At 69.8% G+C, this 18,333-nt stretch carries 18 protein-coding genes; 6 read left to right on the forward strand and 12 right to left on the reverse strand.

The window, feature by feature from the left end; translation table 11 throughout:
• The first annotated feature begins 163 nt into the window (after positions 1-163).
• Positions 164-1,270 (forward strand): serine hydrolase domain-containing protein, encoded by a 1,107-nt coding sequence (locus AB0I69_RS35085; protein ID WP_363099770.1) that lies wholly within the window; start codon positions 164-166, stop codon positions 1,268-1,270.
• A gap of 87 nt (positions 1,271-1,357) precedes the next feature.
• On the opposite strand, the gene AB0I69_RS35090 is transcribed toward AB0I69_RS35085, so the two are convergent.
• Complete coding sequence (locus AB0I69_RS35090) at positions 1,358-3,064, reverse strand: glycerol-3-phosphate dehydrogenase/oxidase (protein ID WP_363099771.1); 1,707 nt, start codon at positions 3,062-3,064, stop codon at positions 1,358-1,360.
• A gap of 271 nt (positions 3,065-3,335) precedes the next feature.
• Between AB0I69_RS35090 and AB0I69_RS35095 the strand changes: the two genes are divergently transcribed.
• A complete protein-coding gene (locus AB0I69_RS35095) occupies positions 3,336-4,544 on the forward strand; it encodes a nucleotide sugar dehydrogenase (protein ID WP_363099772.1) in 1,209 nt (402 codons plus the stop codon).
• Between the two features lie 136 nt (positions 4,545-4,680).
• A complete protein-coding gene (locus AB0I69_RS35100; protein ID WP_363099773.1) occupies positions 4,681-5,211 on the forward strand; it encodes a hypothetical protein in 531 nt (176 codons plus the stop codon).
• A 680-nt stretch (positions 5,212-5,891) separates the two neighbouring features.
• Here AB0I69_RS35100 and AB0I69_RS35105 read toward each other — a convergent pair.
• The 4 genes from AB0I69_RS35105 to AB0I69_RS35120 form a co-directional block, all read right to left on the reverse strand.
• Entirely contained in the window at positions 5,892-7,016 is a 1,125-nt protein-coding gene (locus tag AB0I69_RS35105; RefSeq protein WP_363099774.1) for a GuaB3 family IMP dehydrogenase-related protein, read from the reverse strand.
• A gap of 115 nt (positions 7,017-7,131) precedes the next feature.
• Positions 7,132-8,637: an IMP dehydrogenase gene (gene guaB, locus AB0I69_RS35110; RefSeq protein ID WP_363099775.1), complete on the reverse strand. Its 1,506-nt coding sequence runs from the start codon at positions 8,635-8,637 to the stop codon at positions 7,132-7,134.
• A gap of 162 nt (positions 8,638-8,799) precedes the next feature.
• Complete coding sequence (locus tag AB0I69_RS35115) at positions 8,800-9,387, reverse strand: sigma-70 family RNA polymerase sigma factor (protein WP_328680015.1); 588 nt, start codon at positions 9,385-9,387, stop codon at positions 8,800-8,802.
• Positions 9,388-9,653: 266 nt separating this feature from the next.
• Complete coding sequence (locus tag AB0I69_RS35120) at positions 9,654-10,265, reverse strand: response regulator transcription factor (RefSeq protein WP_003948568.1); 612 nt, start codon at positions 10,263-10,265, stop codon at positions 9,654-9,656.
• A gap of 380 nt (positions 10,266-10,645) precedes the next feature.
• On the opposite strand from AB0I69_RS35120, the gene AB0I69_RS35125 reads away from it, so the two are divergent.
• Positions 10,646-10,972 carry a WhiB family transcriptional regulator gene (locus tag AB0I69_RS35125; RefSeq protein WP_019066760.1) on the forward strand — a complete coding sequence of 109 codons (327 nt, stop codon included), beginning with the start codon at positions 10,646-10,648 and terminating at the stop codon, positions 10,970-10,972.
• A gap of 80 nt (positions 10,973-11,052) precedes the next feature.
• Here AB0I69_RS35125 and AB0I69_RS35130 read toward each other — a convergent pair whose 3' ends face one another.
• A complete protein-coding gene (locus tag AB0I69_RS35130) occupies positions 11,053-11,952 on the reverse strand; it encodes a LysR family transcriptional regulator (protein ID WP_363099776.1) in 900 nt (299 codons plus the stop codon).
• Positions 11,953-12,032: 80 nt separating this feature from the next.
• On the opposite strand from AB0I69_RS35130, the gene AB0I69_RS35135 reads away from it, so the two are divergent.
• Both AB0I69_RS35135 and AB0I69_RS35140 read left to right on the forward strand, forming a co-directional pair.
• A complete protein-coding gene (locus tag AB0I69_RS35135; protein ID WP_363099777.1) occupies positions 12,033-12,701 on the forward strand; it encodes an MOSC domain-containing protein in 669 nt (222 codons plus the stop codon).
• Positions 12,702-12,809: 108 nt separating this feature from the next.
• Positions 12,810-13,583, forward strand: a complete 774-nt coding sequence (locus AB0I69_RS35140) for an SDR family oxidoreductase (RefSeq protein WP_363099778.1) — start codon at positions 12,810-12,812, stop codon at positions 13,581-13,583.
• Positions 13,584-13,705: 122 nt separating this feature from the next.
• On the opposite strand, the gene groL is transcribed toward AB0I69_RS35140, so the two are convergent.
• From groL to AB0I69_RS35170, 6 genes are all read right to left on the reverse strand, one after another.
• Positions 13,706-15,331, reverse strand: a complete 1,626-nt coding sequence (gene groL / locus AB0I69_RS35145) for a chaperonin GroEL (RefSeq protein WP_363099779.1) — start codon at positions 15,329-15,331, stop codon at positions 13,706-13,708.
• A 112-nt stretch (positions 15,332-15,443) separates the two neighbouring features.
• Positions 15,444-15,752 carry a co-chaperone GroES gene (gene groES / locus AB0I69_RS35150; protein WP_019066754.1) on the reverse strand — a complete coding sequence of 103 codons (309 nt, stop codon included), beginning with the start codon at positions 15,750-15,752 and terminating at the stop codon, positions 15,444-15,446.
• A 343-nt stretch (positions 15,753-16,095) separates the two neighbouring features.
• On the reverse strand, positions 16,096-16,260 hold the full coding sequence (locus AB0I69_RS35155) for a hypothetical protein (protein WP_363099780.1): 165 nt from the start codon (positions 16,258-16,260) through the stop codon (positions 16,096-16,098).
• Complete coding sequence (locus AB0I69_RS35160; RefSeq protein WP_363099781.1) at positions 16,261-16,518, reverse strand: hypothetical protein; 258 nt, start codon at positions 16,516-16,518, stop codon at positions 16,261-16,263.
• Between the two features lie 78 nt (positions 16,519-16,596).
• Positions 16,597-17,295, reverse strand: coding sequence for a hypothetical protein (locus tag AB0I69_RS35165; protein ID WP_363099782.1), 699 nt, complete (start codon positions 17,293-17,295; stop codon positions 16,597-16,599).
• Positions 17,292-18,275 carry a polysaccharide deacetylase family protein gene (locus AB0I69_RS35170; RefSeq protein WP_363099783.1) on the reverse strand — a complete coding sequence of 328 codons (984 nt, stop codon included), beginning with the start codon at positions 18,273-18,275 and terminating at the stop codon, positions 17,292-17,294. The genes AB0I69_RS35165 and AB0I69_RS35170 overlap by 4 nt, the downstream gene beginning before the upstream one ends.
• Positions 18,276-18,333: the final 58 nt, after the last annotated feature.

Below are 18,333 nucleotides of genomic sequence, written 5' to 3' on the forward strand. Positions count from 1 at the left end.
CTCATGCAACCCGCCCTGACAGAGCCTCCATTGTCCCCCACCGAACAAGTGCCCAACGCCCAGGGGGCCTCTCCCCGCGCACCGAAGGCACATCCGGTCGGACATCCGACGCAGGTCACACAGCCAAGCCCGGCAAGATGTCCGGTGAGAACGGAGGATCGCGATGCCCACACCTCGGACGCTGCTGGCCATTCCGGTGTCCCTGGCCCTCCTCTGCCTGTCCCCGGCCGCCTCCCAGGCCCACTCGGCACCGGACACGAACGCCCTGGTCAGACTGCTGGTCGCCCGAGGCAGAGCCCCCGCCGCAGCACTACTGGCCCACGACAGCACGGGCTTTGGCAACGAGCCGACCGGGACGGACCACGCACAGGCCGCGACGGACTACGCGCTCGGCACGACGGAGTACGCACAAGCCGGAACAGGCGTCAGCCGCGCCGACCACTTCCGCGCCGGCAGCATCACGAAGACCTTCATCGCGACCGTGATCCTCCAACTGGCCGCCGAACACCGGCTGTCCCTGTCCGACACGGTGGAGCAGCACCTGCCCGGTCTGGTACACGGAGCGGGCAACGACGGGCGCGCGCTGACCCTCCGTTCCCTGCTCACCCACACCAGCGGCCTGTACGACTTCACCGCGGTCACCGGCGGCACGATACCCGTCTCCCCGACTGAGGCCGTCCGTATGGCCCTCACCCACCCTCCGGCCGATCGCGGCCTCTTCTCCTACTCGAACACCAACTACGTGCTGCTCGGCCTGGTGATCCGGCAGGTCACCGGCCACTCGTACGCCGCCGAGGCCGAGCGCCGCATCATCGCTCCGCTGCGTCTGACGGGCACCTCCTTCCCGGGCTCCCGCACCACACTTCCCTCACCCCACGGCCGCGCCTACGCCGCCGACGGTTCCGACGTCACCGATCTCGACCCGCGGGTGGCCGGTGCCGCGGGCGAGTTGGTGACCACGCTCGCCGACCTGGACCGCTTCTACTCGGCCCTGCTCGGCGGTCAGTTGCTGCCCCCGCACTGGCTGCGCGAGATGCTCGACACCCGCACCGCACACGGCTCGTACGGCATGGGTCTGTTCCCGGTGAAGCTCCCGTGCGGCATCACGGTGTGGGGGCACAACGGCCGGATCTCGGGCAGCTACGTGCGCACCGCAGCCACCGTCGACGGCCGTCATGTCCTCACCTTCCGTGTGAACACGAGCGAGATCGCAGACCCCGGTCTCGAACCGGCCCTGCTCGCCGCCGAGTTCTGCCCCCGCACCTCGTAGAACGGTCGGGTTCCGGACAAAGATCCCAGTTCACGACACTCGTTCGAGTGAAGCGGGCCCGGGCCGGACCGACCGCACCCGGCGTCGCTACAGCGGCGCGATGTCCGGCGCCCCCAACCGCGCCGCGTCCGCCGTCAGGTCGTCGGGCTGGCGTTGCGACTCCCGCTCGGCCTCCACCCGCTTCTCGTAGTGCTCGACCTCGCGCTCGATCTGGTCCTTGTCCCAGCCGAGCACCGGTGCCATCAGCTCGGCGGCCTCACGGGCGCTGCGCGTGCCCCGGTCGAAGGTCTCGATCGAGATGCGGGTGCGGCGGGTGAGGACGTCGTCCAGGTGCCGCGCGCCCTCGTGCGAGGCGGCGTAGACGACCTCGGCGCGCAGATAGTCGTCGGCGGCCTGGAGGGGTTCGCCCAGCGTGGGGTCCTTGGCGATGAGGTCGAGGACCTCCTCCGCCATCGACCCGAAGCGGTTCAACAGGTGCTCCACGCGCACCACATGGATGCCGGTCTTCGAGGCGATCCGCGCCCGCGCGTTCCACAACGCCCGATACCCCTCCGCGCCGAGCAGCGGCACGTCTTCGGTGACGCACTCGGCGACCCGCATGTCGAGCCCGTGCACCGCCTCGTCCACGGCGTCCTTGGCCATCACCCGGTACGTCGTGTACTTGCCGCCCGCCACGACGACGAGCCCCGGCACCGGATGCGCCACGGTGTGCTCGCGCGACAGCTTGCTGGTGGCGTCCGACTCGCCGGCCAGCAGCGGTCGTAGTCCCGCGTACACGCCCTGGACGTCGTCTCTGGTCAGCGGCACCGCGAGCACCGAGTTCACGTGCTCAAGGAGGTAGTCGATGTCGGCGCTGGAAGCGGCCGGGTGGGCCTTGTCGAGATCCCAGTCGGTGTCGGTGGTCCCGACGATCCAGTGCCGGCCCCACGGAATGACGAACAGCACGGACTTCTCGGTGCGCAGGATCAACCCGCTGGTGGAGTTGATGCGGTCCTTGGGAACGACCAGGTGGATGCCCTTGGAGGCCCGGACGTGGAACTGCCCGCGCTCCCCGACCATCGCCTGGGTGTCGTCGGTCCACACACCCGTGGCGTTCACGATCTGCTTCGCGCGGATCTCGTACTCCCCGCCCGCCTCGACGTCCTGCACCCGGGCGCCGACCACGCGCTCGCCCTCGCGCAGGAAGCCGGTCACCCGCGCGCGGTTGGCGACTTTCGCGCCATACGACGAGGCCGTGCGCACCAGGGTGGCCACATAGCGGGCGTCGTCCATCTGGGCGTCGTAGTACTGAAGGGCGCCGACCAGGGCGTCCTTCTTCAAGGCGGGGGCCACGCGCAGGGCGTGACGGCGGCTCAGGTGGCGGTGCGTGGGCAGGCCTCGGCCATGCGCGCGGGCCATGGACATCGCGTCGTAGAGCGCGACGCCCGAGCCCGCGTAGAGGCGCTCCCAGCCCTTGTGCTGGAGCGGGTACAGGAACGCCACGGGCTTCACCAGGTGCGGGGCCAGCCGCTCCAGCAGCAGTCCGCGTTCCTTGAGCGCCTCGCGGACGAGGGCGAAGTCGAGCATCTCCAGATAGCGCAGACCTCCGTGGATGAGCTTGCTGGACCTGCTCGACGTGCCGGAGGCCCAGTCGCGCGCCTCGACCAGTCCCGTGGACAGGCCGCGTGTCACGGCGTCCAGGGCGGTGCCCGCGCCGACCACACCTCCGCCCACGACGAGCACATCCAGTTCGCGCTCGGCCATTCCCGCCAGTGCCTCGGCTCGCTGCGCCGGACCCAGTGTCGCTGTCCTCACCGCTGCCTCCCGCTATCGGTAGCGCCGGCCGCACCCGTTCGGCGAAGCCCGGTTCGTTTCCCCCATGCCCAAATTCTGACCGGGTTGCCCGACTTCAGCCACCACTCGCCCCCAGCCTGTGGACAACAATCACGGGACCGCCGAAAAACACAACCGTCCAATCCCGCATAACGGTCATATTTACTCCTAGTCTGACATTGCGCTCGCTCGTTCTGTCCACAGGGCTTGCGCACCTGTCCCGCTTCGGTTACTGGGAAGGACGGCCCACACCATGCCCGCAGATCTCGCCGTCATCGGACTCGGTCCTCTCGGCCTGCCCCTGGCCCAGGCCGCTGTCGCCGCCGGCATCGCCACGGCCGGCTTCAAGACCGGTCCCGAGGCCGGCTCCCTCAGCCCCGCCGAACTGCGCCGGATGCTCTCGGGGGGCTTCCGGCCGGCCACCAACCCCGCCGAGCTCGGCCGCGTACGCACCGCCGTGATCTGCGCGCCGACCCCCCGGGACACCGACGGCGGCCTCGACCTCAGCCAGGTGGAGACGGCCGCCCGCACCCTCGCCGCGCACCTGCGCCCGCACACCACGGTGATCCTGGAGTCACCGGTGCACCCCGGCACCACCGAGAACTTCCTACGCCCCCTCCTCGAAGAGGGCTCGGGCCTCCGCGCGGGACGCGACTTCCACCTCGCCTACTCGCCCAGCCGCATCGACCCCGGCAACCGCGACTTCACCCCGGCCAACACCCCCAAGGTGATCGGCGGCCTCACCCCGGCCTGCACCGAGTCGGCCGCCGCCTTCTACGGCCGCCTCACCGACAAGGTGGTACGCGCGCGTGGCCTGCGAGAAGCGGAAACCGTGCAGCTCCTGGAGACCAACTTCCGGCACGTCAACATCGCCCTCGTCAACGAAATGGCCGTCCTGTGCCACGACTTGGGCGTCGACCTCTGGGACGTCATCCGCTGCGCCGAGACCAAGCCGTTCGGCTACCAGGCCTTCCGCCCCGGCCCCGGCGTCGGCGGCCACGCCGTCCCCCAGGACCTCACCGGCCACGGCCCCCGCCCCCTCCGCATGGTCGAACTCGCCCAGCAGGTCAACAACCAGATGCCCCGCTACGTCATCCAGCGCGCCGCCACGCTCCTCAACGAGCACGGCAAGTCCGCGCGCGGGGCCCGCGTCCTCCTCCTCGGCGTCACCTACAAGGCCGACCTCGCCGACCAACAGGGCACCCCCGCCCAGGAGATCGCGATCCGCCTGATGGAACTCGGCGCCTCCGTCAGCTACCACGACCCCCACATCCCGTCCTGGAGCGTCCTGGACCGCCCGGTCCCCCGCGCGGACTCCCTGTACGAGGCGGCGGCCGACGCCGACCTGACGATCCTGCTCCAGCAGCACCGCACGTACGACCTCCAAGGCCTGTCGGTGAAGGCGCAGTTGCTCCTGGACACGCGAGGGGCCACACCGACCGGGGCCGCACACCGGCTCTGAGCACGAAAACGACTGGTCACAGGGTTACGTCGACCTGCTAATCTCCCCACACTCGTCGCACGGCTGTCGCATATCCGCGCGCACGCGACTCCGCTTCACCTTTCCTGTCTTCACATCCCGTGGGGGGATCTCTGTCATGAGCCAGTCAGCCACGCCACCGCAGCCACCTGCCCAGCCGCAGCCGGTCGACGGCAACCCGTACGCCGAGCAGCCCGGTGCCGTACCGCCGCCGCCCCCGGCTCCGTACGCCCCGCCCGCGCCCCCGAAGAACAACATCGCGCTCGGCCTGGTGACCGCCGTCGTCGCCGCGCTGGTCGCCGCCGGCATCTACGGCGTCGTCATCGGTACCACCAAGCACGAGATCGGCTGGGCGGCGGTCGGCGTCGGCTTCGTGATCGGCCTGGCTGCGGGCAAGCTCGGCGGGCGCAACCCCGCGCTTCCCGTGGTCAGCGCCGTCCTGGCCCTGGGCGCGGTCTACCTCGGCCAGCTGGTCGGCGAGGCGATGATCAGCGCGGACCTGCTCGGCGTGAGCTTCAGCCAGCTGTTCTTCGACCACTTCGACGCGGTCCAGGAAGGCTGGAAGGGCGACGCCGACCCGCTCACCTTCCTCTTCTTCGCCATCGCGGCGTTCGCCGCGTTCTCCGGCACCAAGAAGGCGGCGCTCTGACCCCGGCGCGCGGGTAGTGCACGGGGGCGCATGGGGTGGGGTGTGCGTCGGGGGCTGGTGGCGTGTGAGGCTTGGCGCCGGTAGCGTAAGGAACAGGTGGAACCCGCCGTAGTGGGCAATGCGGCAGGCTCTTGAAAAGTGAACGGAGTGTCCACCCCTAGTTCTTGTAGGGATGGCCGCTGATCTTCCACCAACAAGGTGGAGCCCACCGCAGCGGGCGCTGCGGCGGGCTCCTGAAAAGTGAACGGAGTGTCCACCCCTAGTTCATGTAGGGGTGGCCGCTCACTTTCCGCCGTGAATCCACAAGATCCACCTCCTCCGTTGCTTCACCATCCGAAGACGGATCCGGTCCCAGCGGGTGGGCTTGCGGTGACGACCCATGGGTGCGCCCCCTTCCGCGACGCCACCCATTGGCCCGGTAGGCGGCTCGTCGGAACTCGGGCCGGGCCCCGAGAGCCCGGGTCCGGAACCATGTCCCTGGAAGGGGGCGACCCAAAAGAACAGGGCCGCCGATCAAGGACACTAGCCGCCCGACACGGCCAAACGGCTCACAATCACCCCGAACGCAACCGTGCGCCCCCTACTCCCAACACGCGCCCCACCAGCCCCACTTGGGCACGCGAAAGGGCCCGGACCACCCAGGTCCAGGCCCTTCGAAGCGTCGTAGAACCGCCTACCGCCTACCGCTTGTGCTGCGAGTCGGCCACCGTGACCTCGACCCGCTGGAACTCCTTCAGCTCGCTGTATCCGGTCGTCGCCATCGCGCGCCGCAGCGCCCCGAAGATGTTCATCGAGCCGTCGGGGATGTGGGACGGGCCGGTGAGGATCTCCTCGACCGTGCCGACCGTGCCGAGGTCGACCTTCTTGCCGCGCGGGAGTTCCTCGTTCACCGCCTCCATGCCCCAGTGGTGGCCCTTGCCCGGCGCGTCCGTGGCGCGGGCGAGCGGGGAGCCCATCATGACCGCGTCCGCGCCGCAGGCGATCGCCTTGGGGAGGTCGCCGGACCAGCCGACGCCGCCGTCGGCGATGACGTGGACGTACCGGCCGCCGGACTCGTCCATGTAGTCGCGGCGGGCGGCGGCCACGTCGGCGACCGCCGTGGCCATCGGGACCTGGATGCCCAGGACGTTGCGCGTGGTGTGCGCCGCGCCGCCGCCGAAGCCGACGAGGACACCGGCCGCGCCGGTGCGCATCAGGTGCAGGGCCGCGGTGTACGTGGCGCAGCCGCCGACGATCACCGGGACGTCCAGCTCGTAGATGAACTGCTTCAGGTTCAGCGGCTCGTGCGAACCCGACACGTGCTCCGCCGAGACCGTCGTACCGCGGATGACGAAGATGTCCACGCCCGCGTCAACGACGGCCTTGGAGAACTGGGCCGTGCGCTGCGGGGAGAGCGCGGCGGCGGTGACCACGCCCGAGTCGCGCACCTCCTTGATGCGCTGCCCGATCAGCTCCTCCTTGATGGGCGCCGCGTAGATCTCCTGGAGGCGGCGGGTCGCGGCGTCCGCGTCCAGCTCGGTGATCTCGTCGAGCAACGGCTGCGGGTCCTCGTACCGCGTCCAGAGGCCTTCGAGGTTCAGCACGCCGAGGCCGCCGAGCTCGCCGATGCGGATCGCGGTGGCCGGGGAGACGACCGAGTCCATGGGGGCGGCCAGGAAGGGCAGTTCGAAGCGGTAGGCGTCGATCTGCCAGGCGATCGAGACCTCCTTCGGGTCCCGCGTACGGCGGCTGGGGACGACGGCGATGTCGTCGAAGGCGTACGCCCGGCGGCCGCGCTTGCCGCGCCCGATCTCGATCTCAGTCACGTGTGTGGCCTTTCCTTCTGCGTCTCAGCGTCTTCCAGTATCGCCGACGGGCACGACAAGGGCGGCCCCGGATGCTCCGGAGCCGCCCTCGGGAAGCCTGGCGACTACTGGCCGACTACTTGCTGCGGCTGTAGTTCGGTGCCTCGACCGTCATCTGGATGTCGTGCGGGTGGCTCTCCTTGAGGCCCGCCGACGTGATGCGGACGAAGCGGCCCTTGGTCTCCATCTCCTCGATGGTGGCCGCGCCCACATAGCCCATGGTCTGGCGCAGACCGCCGACGAGCTGGTGCAGCACGTTGGCCAGCGGGCCGCGGTAGGGCACCTGGCCCTCGATGCCCTCGGGCACGAGCTTGTCGTCGGAGGCGACCTCGGCCTGGAAGTAGCGGTCCTTCGAGTACGACCGGCCCTGGCCGCGGGACTGCATCGCGCCGAGCGAGCCCATGCCGCGGTACGACTTGAACTGCTTGCCGTTGATGAACTGGAGCTCGCCGGGCGACTCCTCGCAGCCCGCGAGGAGGCTGCCCAGCATCACCGTGTCGGCGCCGGCGGCGAGCGCCTTGCCGATGTCGCCGGAGTACTGGAGGCCGCCGTCGCCGATGAGCGGGACACCGGCCGCGCGGGCGGCGAGGGACGCTTCGTAGATGGCGGTGACCTGCGGGACGCCGATGCCGGCGACGACACGGGTCGTGCAGATCGAGCCGGGGCCCACGCCGACCTTGATGCCGTCGACACCGGCGTCGACCAGGGCCTGGGCGCCGTCGCGGGTGGCGACGTTGCCGCCGATCACGTCCACGCCGACGCTCGACTTGATCTTCGACATCCAGCTCAGGGCGTTGCTGTTGTGGCCGTGCGAGGTGTCGACGACCAGGAAGTCCACACCGGCCTCGGCGAGGGCCTGCGCGCGCTCCAGCGCCTCGGGGCTGGCGCCCACGGCGGCGCCGACGATCAGGCGGCCCTCGGAGTCCTTGGCCGCGTTCGGGTACTGCTCGGCCTTGACGAAGTCCTTGACCGTGATGAGGCCCTTGAGGATGCCGGCCTCGTCGACGAGGGGCAGCTTCTCGATCTTGTGGCGGCGCAGCAGCTGCATGGCGTCGGCGCCGGTGATGCCGACCTTGCCGGTGACCAGGGGCATCGGGGTCATGACCTCGCGCACCTGACGGGAGCGGTCGGTCTCGAAGGCCATGTCGCGGTTGGTGACGATGCCGAGCAGCTTCTTGTTGCCGTCGGTCACCGGGACGCCGCTGATGCGGAACTTGGCGCACAGCGCGTCGGCCTCGGCGAGCGTGGCGTCAGGGTGCACGGTGATCGGGTCGGTGACCATGCCGGACTCGGAGCGCTTCACGAGGTCGACCTGGTTGACCTGGTCCTCGACCGAGAGGTTGCGGTGCAGGACACCGACGCCGCCCTGGCGGGCCATCGCGATGGCCATCCGGGACTCGGTCACCTTGTCCATCGCCGCGGAGAGCAGCGGGATGTTGACCCGGACGTTGCGCGAGATGCGGGACGAGGTGTCGACCGCGTTCGGGAGCACCTCGGATGCGCCCGGCAGCAGCAGCACGTCGTCGTAGGTCAGCCCTAGTGTCGCGAATTTGGCGGGCACTCCGTCGACGTTGGCAGTCATGACACCTTCCCCAAATGGCCTTGATCGGTGCGGATGTCCATGCTAACGGGAAGCACGGTCCCCAAATTCCACGATTCCACGGCTACGCCCGACCCCGGGCTTCGTATGTTCGTACGTGACCGGGTACCCGGCTGTTCAAGAAAGGCGCCGCCCGCACCGGTGTTACTGCTCGGCGAGCGCCCGCAACCGGCTCAGCGCACGGTGCTGCGCGACCCGGACGGCGCCGGGTGACATTCCCAACATCTGGCCGGTCTCCTCGGCGGTGAGGCCGACGGCGATACGCAGCAGAAGCAGTTCGCGCTGGTTCTCCGGCAGGTTGGCCAGGAGTTTCTTGGCCCATTCGGCGTCGCTGCTGAGCAGGGCGCGCTCCTCGGGGCCGAGGGAGTCGTCCGGGCGCTCCGGCATCTCGTCGGAGGGGACGGCCGTGGAACCGGGGTGACGCATCGCGGCCCGCTGGAGGTCGGCGACCTTGTGGGCGGCGATGGCGAAGACGAAGGCCTCGAAGGGGCGGCCGGTGTCCTTGTAGCGCGGCAGTGCGAGGAGGACGGCGACGCAGACCTCCTGGGCGAGGTCCTCCACGAAGTGCCGTGCGTCGCCCGGGAGTCGGGACAGCCGGGTGCGGCAGTAGCGCAGCGCCAGTGGGTGGACGTGGGCGAGCAGATCGTGGGTGGCCTGCTCGTCTCCGTCGACCGCGCGAAGGACGAGTCCACCAATCGCCCCTGGGGCTCTGGCCGCCTCGTCGTCACGCATCGGTCCATGGTGCCTTGTGGCCGAAGGGTCCGTGGCACCGCGTCCGTTGTTGTGCACCGAAGCGTTATGAGCAGGTGCGCCGGAACTCATCTCCTGCGCCCTCCCCTCCCGCTCGACCGACTCGTCCCCGAGGAACTCCACACCTCAAGGATGCGGCATCCGCGGCGAAACGAGCAGCGGGCACCCGGTGGGCCCCGTCACCGTCCCCGCCCACCCTGCGGCAGGCGGGGATTCTCGCACCCCCGCTACGACCCACTGACCTGGTCCTAACGGACCAGACCCCACCGGAAACCGAGCGCCACGGCGTGTGCCCGGTCCGAGGCGCCGAGTTTCTTGAAGAGCCGCCGGGCGTGGGTCTTGACGGTGTCCTCGGAGAGGAACAGTTCACGGCCGATCTCCGCGTTCGAGCGGCCGTGGCTCATGCCCTCCAGGACCTGGATCTCGCGTGCGGTGAGCGTCGGCGCGGCGCCCATCTCGGCGGACCGAAGTCGGCGTGGCGCCAGTCGCCAGGTCGGGTCGGCGAGGGCCTGGGTGACCGTGGCCCGCAGTTCGGCGCGCGAGGCGTCCTTGTGCAGATAGCCGCGGGCGCCGGCCGCGACCGCGAGGGCCACGCCGTCCAGGTCTTCGGCGACGGTGAGCATGATGATGCGTGCGCCCGGGTCGGCGGACAGCAGCCGCCGCACGGTCTCGACACCGCCGAGTCCGGGCATGCGTACGTCCATCAGAATGAGGTCCGAGCGGTCGGCACCCCACCGGCGGAGGACTTCCTCGCCGTTGGCCGCCGTCGTCACGCGCTCGACACCGGGCACGGTCGCGACCGCGCGGCGGAGCGCCTCTCGGGCAAGCGGGGAGTCGTCACAGACGAGGACGGATGTCATGGCCGCCCTCCGCAACTGATGCGCGTCACCTTGAGCCTCCAGGCTGGTACGAAATCGTCACCTGTGCGGTCGACCGACTCGGACGCCTGCCCGAGCACTTGTTGTTTTCAACCGCCTCGCACTCTCAACGACGGTCACTCGAAAGAGTTACGGGGCCGTGTGCCATCTTCGGCACTCTACGTGAGGGGGCGGACACGGTGGAGGTGTCGCGACCGACCCACAAGCTTTCATCACAACCGGTGCCCCATTCAGACCTATTTCTTCCCTTTTGCTGGTGTCTGAGGCTAGATTCGCAATGAGTCATATTTTCATCTCCTTAGATCGTAGTTGTACGGTCGTGGACACCGTATCCGCCCATAACGGCTACAAGGGGTCACGCAATGGCAGATTTCTCCCGCCTTCCCGGACCGAACGCGGACCTGTGGGACTGGCAGCTCCTGGCTGCCTGCCGAGGGGTCGACAGCTCGCTCTTCTTTCATCCCGAGGGCGAGCGCGGTGCGGCACGAAGCGCTCGTGAGAACTCGGCCAAAGAGGTCTGCATGAGGTGCCCGGTCCGCGCACAGTGCGCGGCGCACGCGCTGGCGGTGCGCGAGCCGTACGGCGTCTGGGGCGGACTGACCGAGGACGAGCGCGAAGAGCTCATGGGGCGTGCCCGCAACCGGCTGGTATCGGCTTCGACCGCCGGGGACATGGCTTCGAACAACTGAAGGAACGTTTCTCCAACAAGGTCTCCAGCAAGGTCTCCGACAGGGGCACGCGGACGCGTGCCCCTCTATTTTTCGCGGGCCTATTTTTCGCGGGCCGCCCGCGCCAGCTGGTCGAGGGTCGCCGCCACGGCGGGCACCTGGGCCAGGTCGGGCAGCGTCAGCGCGACGATCTCCCGCCGCACCGCCGGTTCCAGGGTCACCGTCCGCGCGCCCCGGGGCCGTACGGACTCGATGGCGAGCTGGGGCAGGACGGCGACGCCCAGGCCCGCGCTCACCAGGCCGACGACCGCCGGATAGTCGTCGGTCGCGAAATCGATGCGCGGGGTGAAGCCCGCGCTCTCGCACGCCTCGACCAACTGCCCACGGCAGCGCGGGCAGCCGGCGATCCAGGGTTCGCCCGCGAGTTCGCCGATGGCGACCGACTCCGCGCGCGCGAGCCGGTGTTTTTCCGGGACCAGGGCGACCAGACGGTCGCTGAGGAGGGGGCGTACGACCAGGTCGGACCAGTCCTCCGCGCCCGCCGCCGCCTCGTAGCGGAAGGCGAGTGCGATGTCGCAGTCGCCCTCGCGGAGGAGGTCGACGGAGTTCGGCGGCTCGGCCTCCTCCAGGGAGACGCGGGTGCCGGGGTGGGCGGCGCGCAGGGCGGCCAGTGCAGTGGGGACGAGCGTCGAGCTGCCGCTGGGGAAGGAGACCAGACGGACCCGGCCGGCGCGCAGGCCCGCGATCGCGGCGACCTCCTCCTCGGCCGCCGTCAGACCGGCGAGGATGCCTGCCCCGTGCCGGACCAGGGCCTCGCCCGCCTGGGTCAGGCGCATCTCGCGGCCGGTGCGGATCAGGAGCGGGGTGCCGACCGAGGCCTCCAGGGCCTTCATCTGCTGACTTACGGCGGGCTGGGTGCAGCCCAGTTCACGCCCGGCCGCCGAGAAGGAGCCGGTGGCGGCGACGGCACGCAGCACACGGAGATGTCGGGCCTCGATCATGCGTCGAGCATAAGTGATTCTTGGGTAGGAGGGAGAATAATGCGGCACGCCTTTGGGGCACTCTCGTCTACCGTGCCGTCATGAAGCTTCTCTCGCTGAATCTGGGCCGGGCCACGGCCGTGCCGTACACGGACCAGCCCGAGGGTGTGACCGGCATCGACAAGCGCCCGACCGACGCGCCCGTGCGGGTGAGCGCGCCCGGGCCCAAGGGGGTCGCCGGGAGCGGGCTCGCCGGGGACGCGGTGTGTCATCGGCGGCACCACGGGGGTGACGACCAGGCGGTGTACGCGGTCGCGCGCGAGGATCTCGACGACTGGGAGCGGGAGTTGGGGCGCCCGCTGGCCAGTGGTTCCTTCGGGGAGAACCTGACGACCCTGGGGCTCGACGTGTCCGGCGCGCGGATCGGCGAGCGGTGGCGCATCGGGTCCGACGTGGTTCTGGAGGTCACCTGTGGGCGGATCCCGTGCCGTACGTTCCAGGACCATCTGGGCGAGCGCGGGTGGGTGAAACGGTTCACCGTGAAGGGTGCGCCGGGGGCCTATCTGCGGGTGATCGAGCCCGGTGAGATCCGGGCGGGGGACGCGATCGAGATCGTGCACCGGCCCGACCACGACGTGACGGTGGCCCTGCAGTTCCGGGCCGTGACGACCGAGCGGGAGCTGCTGCCGCAGTTGCTCCCGGCGGGCGAGGCGCTGCATCCGGAGGCGCTGGCGCAGGCCCGGAAGTATGTCGCGGAGGACGCGGGCTGACCTGGTGTCGCGGCGGGTTCGACGGGCTGTTCGACACGTGTTCGTCACGGATCGGGAGGGCCTGTGCAGAGATCGGACCGGCTTGCTCCGGGTCACTAACCTTGCGCCATGACAACGGCATTGATTACGGGATCGACCGCGGGGATCGGTGCCGCGTTCGCGCGGCGGCTCGCGGCGGACGGACACAACCTCGTGCTGGTGGCGCGGAACACCGAGCGGCTCGGCGAGCAGGCGACCGAACTGCACGACCGGCACGGCATCGAGGCGGAGGTGCTGACCGCCGACCTGGCCACGGACGAGGGCATCGAAGCGGTGGCCGCCCGGCTCGCGGACCGCAAGAACCCCGTCGACCTGCTGGTCAACAACGCGGGCTTCGGCAACAAGGGCCGCTATCTCGACGTACCGATGGCCGACGAGCTGAAGATGCTCAAGGTGCACTGCGAGGCGGTGCTGCGGTTGACCAGCGCGGCGACCGAGGCGATGCGGGAGCGCGGGCGCGGCGGTGTCGTCAACGTGGCGTCGGTGGCGGCCTTCGTGCCGCGCGGGACGTACGGCGCGTCGAAGGCGTGGGTCGTGCAGTTCACGCAGGGGGCGGCCAAGGACCTGGCCGGCACCGGCGTACGGCTGATGGCGCTGGCGCCCGGGTTCGTGCGGACCGAGTTCCATGAGCGGGCCGGGATGGGCACGGACAACATCCCGAACTGGATGTGGCTCGACGCGGACAAGCTGGTCGCGGCGGCGCTCGCGGATCTGGCGCGCGGCAAGACGCTGTCGATCCCGGACCCGCGCTACAAGGCGCTGATGGGCCTGGTGAAGATCACCCCGCAGGCGGTGCTGGGCGGGGTCACCTCGAAGACCGGGCGGAAGTACGGGCCGCAGTGACGGCAGCCGCCTCGATGACGGCGGCCCCGGTGACGAAGGCGACGGCAGAACGCGAAGGCCCGGCTCCCCCAGAGGGGCGCCGGGCCTTCGACGTACACGTCCTACGGGTTCACCGACTGGCGTCAGTGGGAGTGGCCGTGGCCGTGACCACCGGCGGCCGGCTCCTCCTCTTCCTTCTTCTCGACGACCAGGGTCTCGGTCGTGAGGAGCAGGGAGGCGATGGAGGCGGCGTTCTCCAGGGCGGAGCGGGTGACCTTGACCGGGTCGATGACGCCGGCCTTTACCAGGTCGCCGTACTCGCCGGTCGCGGCGTTGAAGCCCTGGCCCTTTTCGAGTTCGGCGACCTTGGCGGTGATGACGTAGCCCTCAAGGCCCGCGTTCTCGGCGATCCAGCGCAGCGGCTCGACGACCGCGCGGCGCACGACCGCGACACCGGTGGCCTCGTCGCCGGTCTTGCCGAGGTTGCCCTCAAGGACCTTGGCGGCGTGGACCAGAGCGGAGCCACCACCGGAGACGATGCCCTCCTCGACCGCGGCGCGGGTCGCGGAGATGGCGTCCTCCAGACGGTGCTTCTTCTCCTTCAGCTCCACCTCGGTGGCGGCGCCGACCTTGATCACGCACACGCCGCCGGCCAGCTTCGCGAGGCGCTCCTGGAGCTTCTCGCGGTCCCAGTCGGAGTCGGTGTTCTCGATCTCGGCCTTGATCTGGTTGACGCGGCCCGCGACCTCGGAGGAGTCGCCGGCACCGTCGACGACGGTCGTGTCGTCCTTGGTGACCGTCACGCGGCGGGCGGAGCCCAGCACGTCCAGGCCGACCTGGTCGAGCTTGAGGCCGACCTCCTCGGCGATGACCTGACCGCCGGTGAGGGTGGCGAGGTCGCCGAGCATCGCCTTGCGGCGGTCGCCGAAGCCGGGGGCCTTGACCGCGACCGCGTTGAACGTGCCGCGGATCTTGTTCACGACCAGGGTCGACAGGGCCTCGCCCTCGACGTCCTCGGCGATGATCAGCAGCGGCTTGGAGGCGTTGGCCTGGATGACCTTCTCCAGCAGCGGCAGCAGGTCCTGGATGGAGCTGATCTTGCCCTGGTGGATGAGGATGTACGGGTCTTCGAGGACCGCTTCCATGCGCTCCTGGTCCGTCACGAAGTACGGCGACAGGTAGCCCTTGTCGAAGGCCATGCCCTCGGTGAAGTCCAGCTCCAGACCGAAGGTGTTGGACTCCTCGACGGTGATGACACCGTCCTTGCCGACCTTGTCCATCGCCTCGGCGATGAGCTCGCCGACCTGGCTGTCCTGCGCGGACAGACCGGCCACGGCGGCGATGTCGGCCTTGTCGTCGATGGGCCGCGCGGTGGCGAGCAGCTCGTCGGAGACGGCCTTGACGGCGGCGTCGATGCCCTTCTTCAGGGAAGCCGGGGAGGCACCCGCGGCGACGTTGCGCAGGCCCTCGCGCACGAGCGCCTGGGCGAGCACGGTGGCGGTGGTGGTGCCGTCACCCGCGATGTCGTTGGTCTTGGTCGCCACCTCCTTCACCAGCTGGGCACCGAGGTTCTCGTACGGGTCGTCGAGCTCGACCTCGCGGGCGATGGTGACACCGTCGTTGGTGATGGTGGGGGCGCCGAACTTCTTGTCGATGACGACGTTGCGGCCCTTGGGGCCGATCGTCACCTTCACCGTGTCGGCAAGCTTGTTGACGCCGCGCTCGAGGGCGCGACGGGCGTCCTCGTCGAACTTCAGGATCTTCGCCATGGGAGCGGTTCAGCCCTCTCGGAAAACGTGGGTGAAACGAACTACGCCCCTGACGCCCGGCTTCATAAGGTCGCGGGGGCCAGGGGCGCAGCTCACTGCAAAACTGGGTGAATTACTTCTCGATGATCGCGAGCACGTCGCGGGCCGAGAGGACGAGGTACTCCTCGCCGCTGTACTTCACTTCGGTGCCGCCGTACTTGCTGTACAGCACGATGTCGCCGGTCTTCACGTCGAGCGGAAGACGCTCGCCGTTCTCGAAGCGGCCCGGGCCCACGGCCAGGACGACGCCCTCCTGGGGCTTCTCCTTGGCCGTGTCCGGGATGACCAGGCCAGAGGCCGTGGTCTGCTCGGCGTCGAGCGGCTGGACCACAATGCGGTCCTCAAGCGGCTTGATGGCAACCTTGGAGCTGGTGGTCGTCACGATCCGACCTCCCCCTTCGGAGATCTCACGGGGTTAACTGTCTGAGGTGGCGACCAGGTGGATCCGTCGTCGCGGGTGCCGGACCTGCCCGTCGCTATTGGCACTCTCCAGGGGGGAGTGCCAGACCTGAGACTATGACTGCGATTAGCACTCGGTCAAGCGGAGTGCCAATGCCCGCGGCGCTTGAGCCGAATTTTGAAGTTGCCCTGGGCTCTGTGGCGGGCGGTGTTGGTGTTGCCGTCCCTGGGGGCTGCGCCCCCAGACCCCCGCTTCGGCCTGGACGGCCTCGTCCTCAAGCGCCGGACGGGCTGGATCTGCCGACCGGCGTTGGGGAGTTCCCGCGCTAGTCCGCCGTGCATCCCCAGTAGCCGATCTCCGCCGGCTCGCCGTCGCGATAGAGGATCGTGCAACGGCCGGTCCCACGGCCCGGGAAGGACGCGGCCCCGCTGCGGAGCGCGGCGGTCCAGCGCTCGCGGGTGGGTCTGCCCTCCGGCGCCCAGTCGCGCACCTAGTCCTCGGTCAGTGGGCGCATCATGGCGAAGTCGTCTCCGGACGCGGCGTCGATGAGGGTGTGGAAGTCGAGCACGGAGGACGTGCCGCCCGTCAGGATGTACTCGCGCCGGCCGTCGTCCTCCCACAGATCGACGATGTCCCGCCCGGGGAACCCGTGGTCGTTCTTGGCCGGTTCCTGTTCCTGCGCCTGCCGGAACGCCGACTCCGGATCCCTCTGGTACGGCCCGGTGGAGGTCCACTCGTTGCCACGCATCGCAAGGCCCTTTCCGCTCACCGCCGTTCGACGTGCGCGGCAGGCTGTCCGGGCCGACCGACACCCACGGGACCGGCCCTAGAGGTAGTCCTCCAGGCGGCCCACCGTCAGGCCCTGTCCCTGGATGCCTCGCAGCAGTCGGGCCGTGCTGTCGGTCGGGCCCACCTCCACGATGTCGCCGGGGGTGAGGTGGTGGTCGCCCCGGGCGTAGGTCAGGGTTCCGGTTGTCGTGGAGGCTCGCCAGAGGACCAGGGCGGAGATGCCGCAGTCGGCCGCGGCACGGCGGGTCGTCGTGTCGTACGTGCCGTAGGGGGGCCGGAGCAGGCGGGACGCGGGCCGGGGGTGGCCGCCGCAGATCTCGGTGCGTTGGGCGTCGTAGGGCAGGCCCGCGAAGTGGCGGCGCTGGGGTGGCGTGCCGAACTCGGTTACCGGGAGCCGGAGTTCGCGGACCATGTCGGCGAACCTCGGGTCGCGGCGCGCGCCCGTGTCGTGGTCGTAGGTCAGGAAGACGACCCTGTCGTGGGTGCGGACGTGGTCCACGACCGGCGGGAGGCCCGGGCCGGCCGAGCGGGCCGCGGGTCGGGGGGCCGGTTTCGGGGCGGGGGCCAGGGGGGCCGTCAAACCCCAGTGGCGGTACGACTGTTCGCGGGACGGGCCGTGCGGGTGGACGCGTTGGGCAGCCTTCTTGCCCAGCCGTTCGATGGGGTCGACGGACTGGGCGCAGCCGGTGAGGAGGGTGGCCGCCAGGGCGACGGCCACCGGTACCCGGACCCTCACAGGTAGTCCTCCAGGCGCGCCACCGCATAGCCCTCGGCCGTGACCTTGCCGAGAAAGCGGCGCATGTCGTCGACCATCGTGCCCTTCCAGTCCTTACGGCCCCGGAAGTGGGTCAGGACGATGTCGCCGGGGTGCAGGGAGCGGTCGTCCTCGCGGTACTCCCAGTGGTCGACGTACACCTCCTCGTCCCAGATCGGGGCGTACTTGATGCCGCAGGACTTGGCGGCGACGAGGGTGTCGTGGTTGTAGTTGCCGTACGGCGGCCGGAAGACGGTCGGGGCCTTGCCGAACTGCTTCTTCATGATGTCCTGCATGCCGCAGATCTCGCGCTTCTGCTCGGCGTAGGACAGGCCGGGCAGGTACGGATGCGTGAGGGTGTGGTTGTTGATCGTGTGGCCCTGGGACTGCATCTTCCTGAAGTAGCCGTAGTCGTCCTTCACCAGGTAGTTGCTGAGGAAGGCCGTGTACGGAATCTTCAGGTCGCTCATCATCCGCAGGAACGCGGGGTCCTTCTCCTCGCCGTCGTCGATGGTGAGGAAGACGATCTTCTGTTTCGTGGGGACGGTGGTGAAGACCGGCGGGAGGTTCAACTCCTCCTGGTCGTCGACCTCGAAGCCCTTGCGTGCGGTGATCTCCGGCTTGTGCGCGGGGGCCGGTGGGGCCACGAGGGGGACCTTCGCCAGTCCCCAGCGCTTCGCGGCTGCCACCCGGGCGGCGTACGCGGCCCGCAGCTTGGTGGCGTAGGAGTCCAGCGCGCGGGCCGGGGGCGCCTGCAGGGGCTGCGCGCCGTGGGCCGGGTGGACGGCCGCGCCGGAGCCGGGCTGGGTGCAGCCGGAGACGAGGGCGGCGAGCGCGAGGGCGGCGAGCGCGCCACGGGTGCCCGCCCTCCGGCCCCGGATCCCCCGGTTCCCGTACGACCCATTCCCGTACGACTCATTCTCATACGCCCGATTGATGTCATTTTGTACGACTACTCGCATGGGGTCGGATCCTTTCAGGTCATGGCCCCGATCCCGCGCCGACACCGCCAACACACCA

The sequence above is a fragment of the Streptomyces sp. NPDC050508 genome (genome assembly GCF_040655155.1).
GTDB lineage: Bacteria > Actinomycetota > Actinomycetes > Streptomycetales > Streptomycetaceae > Streptomyces.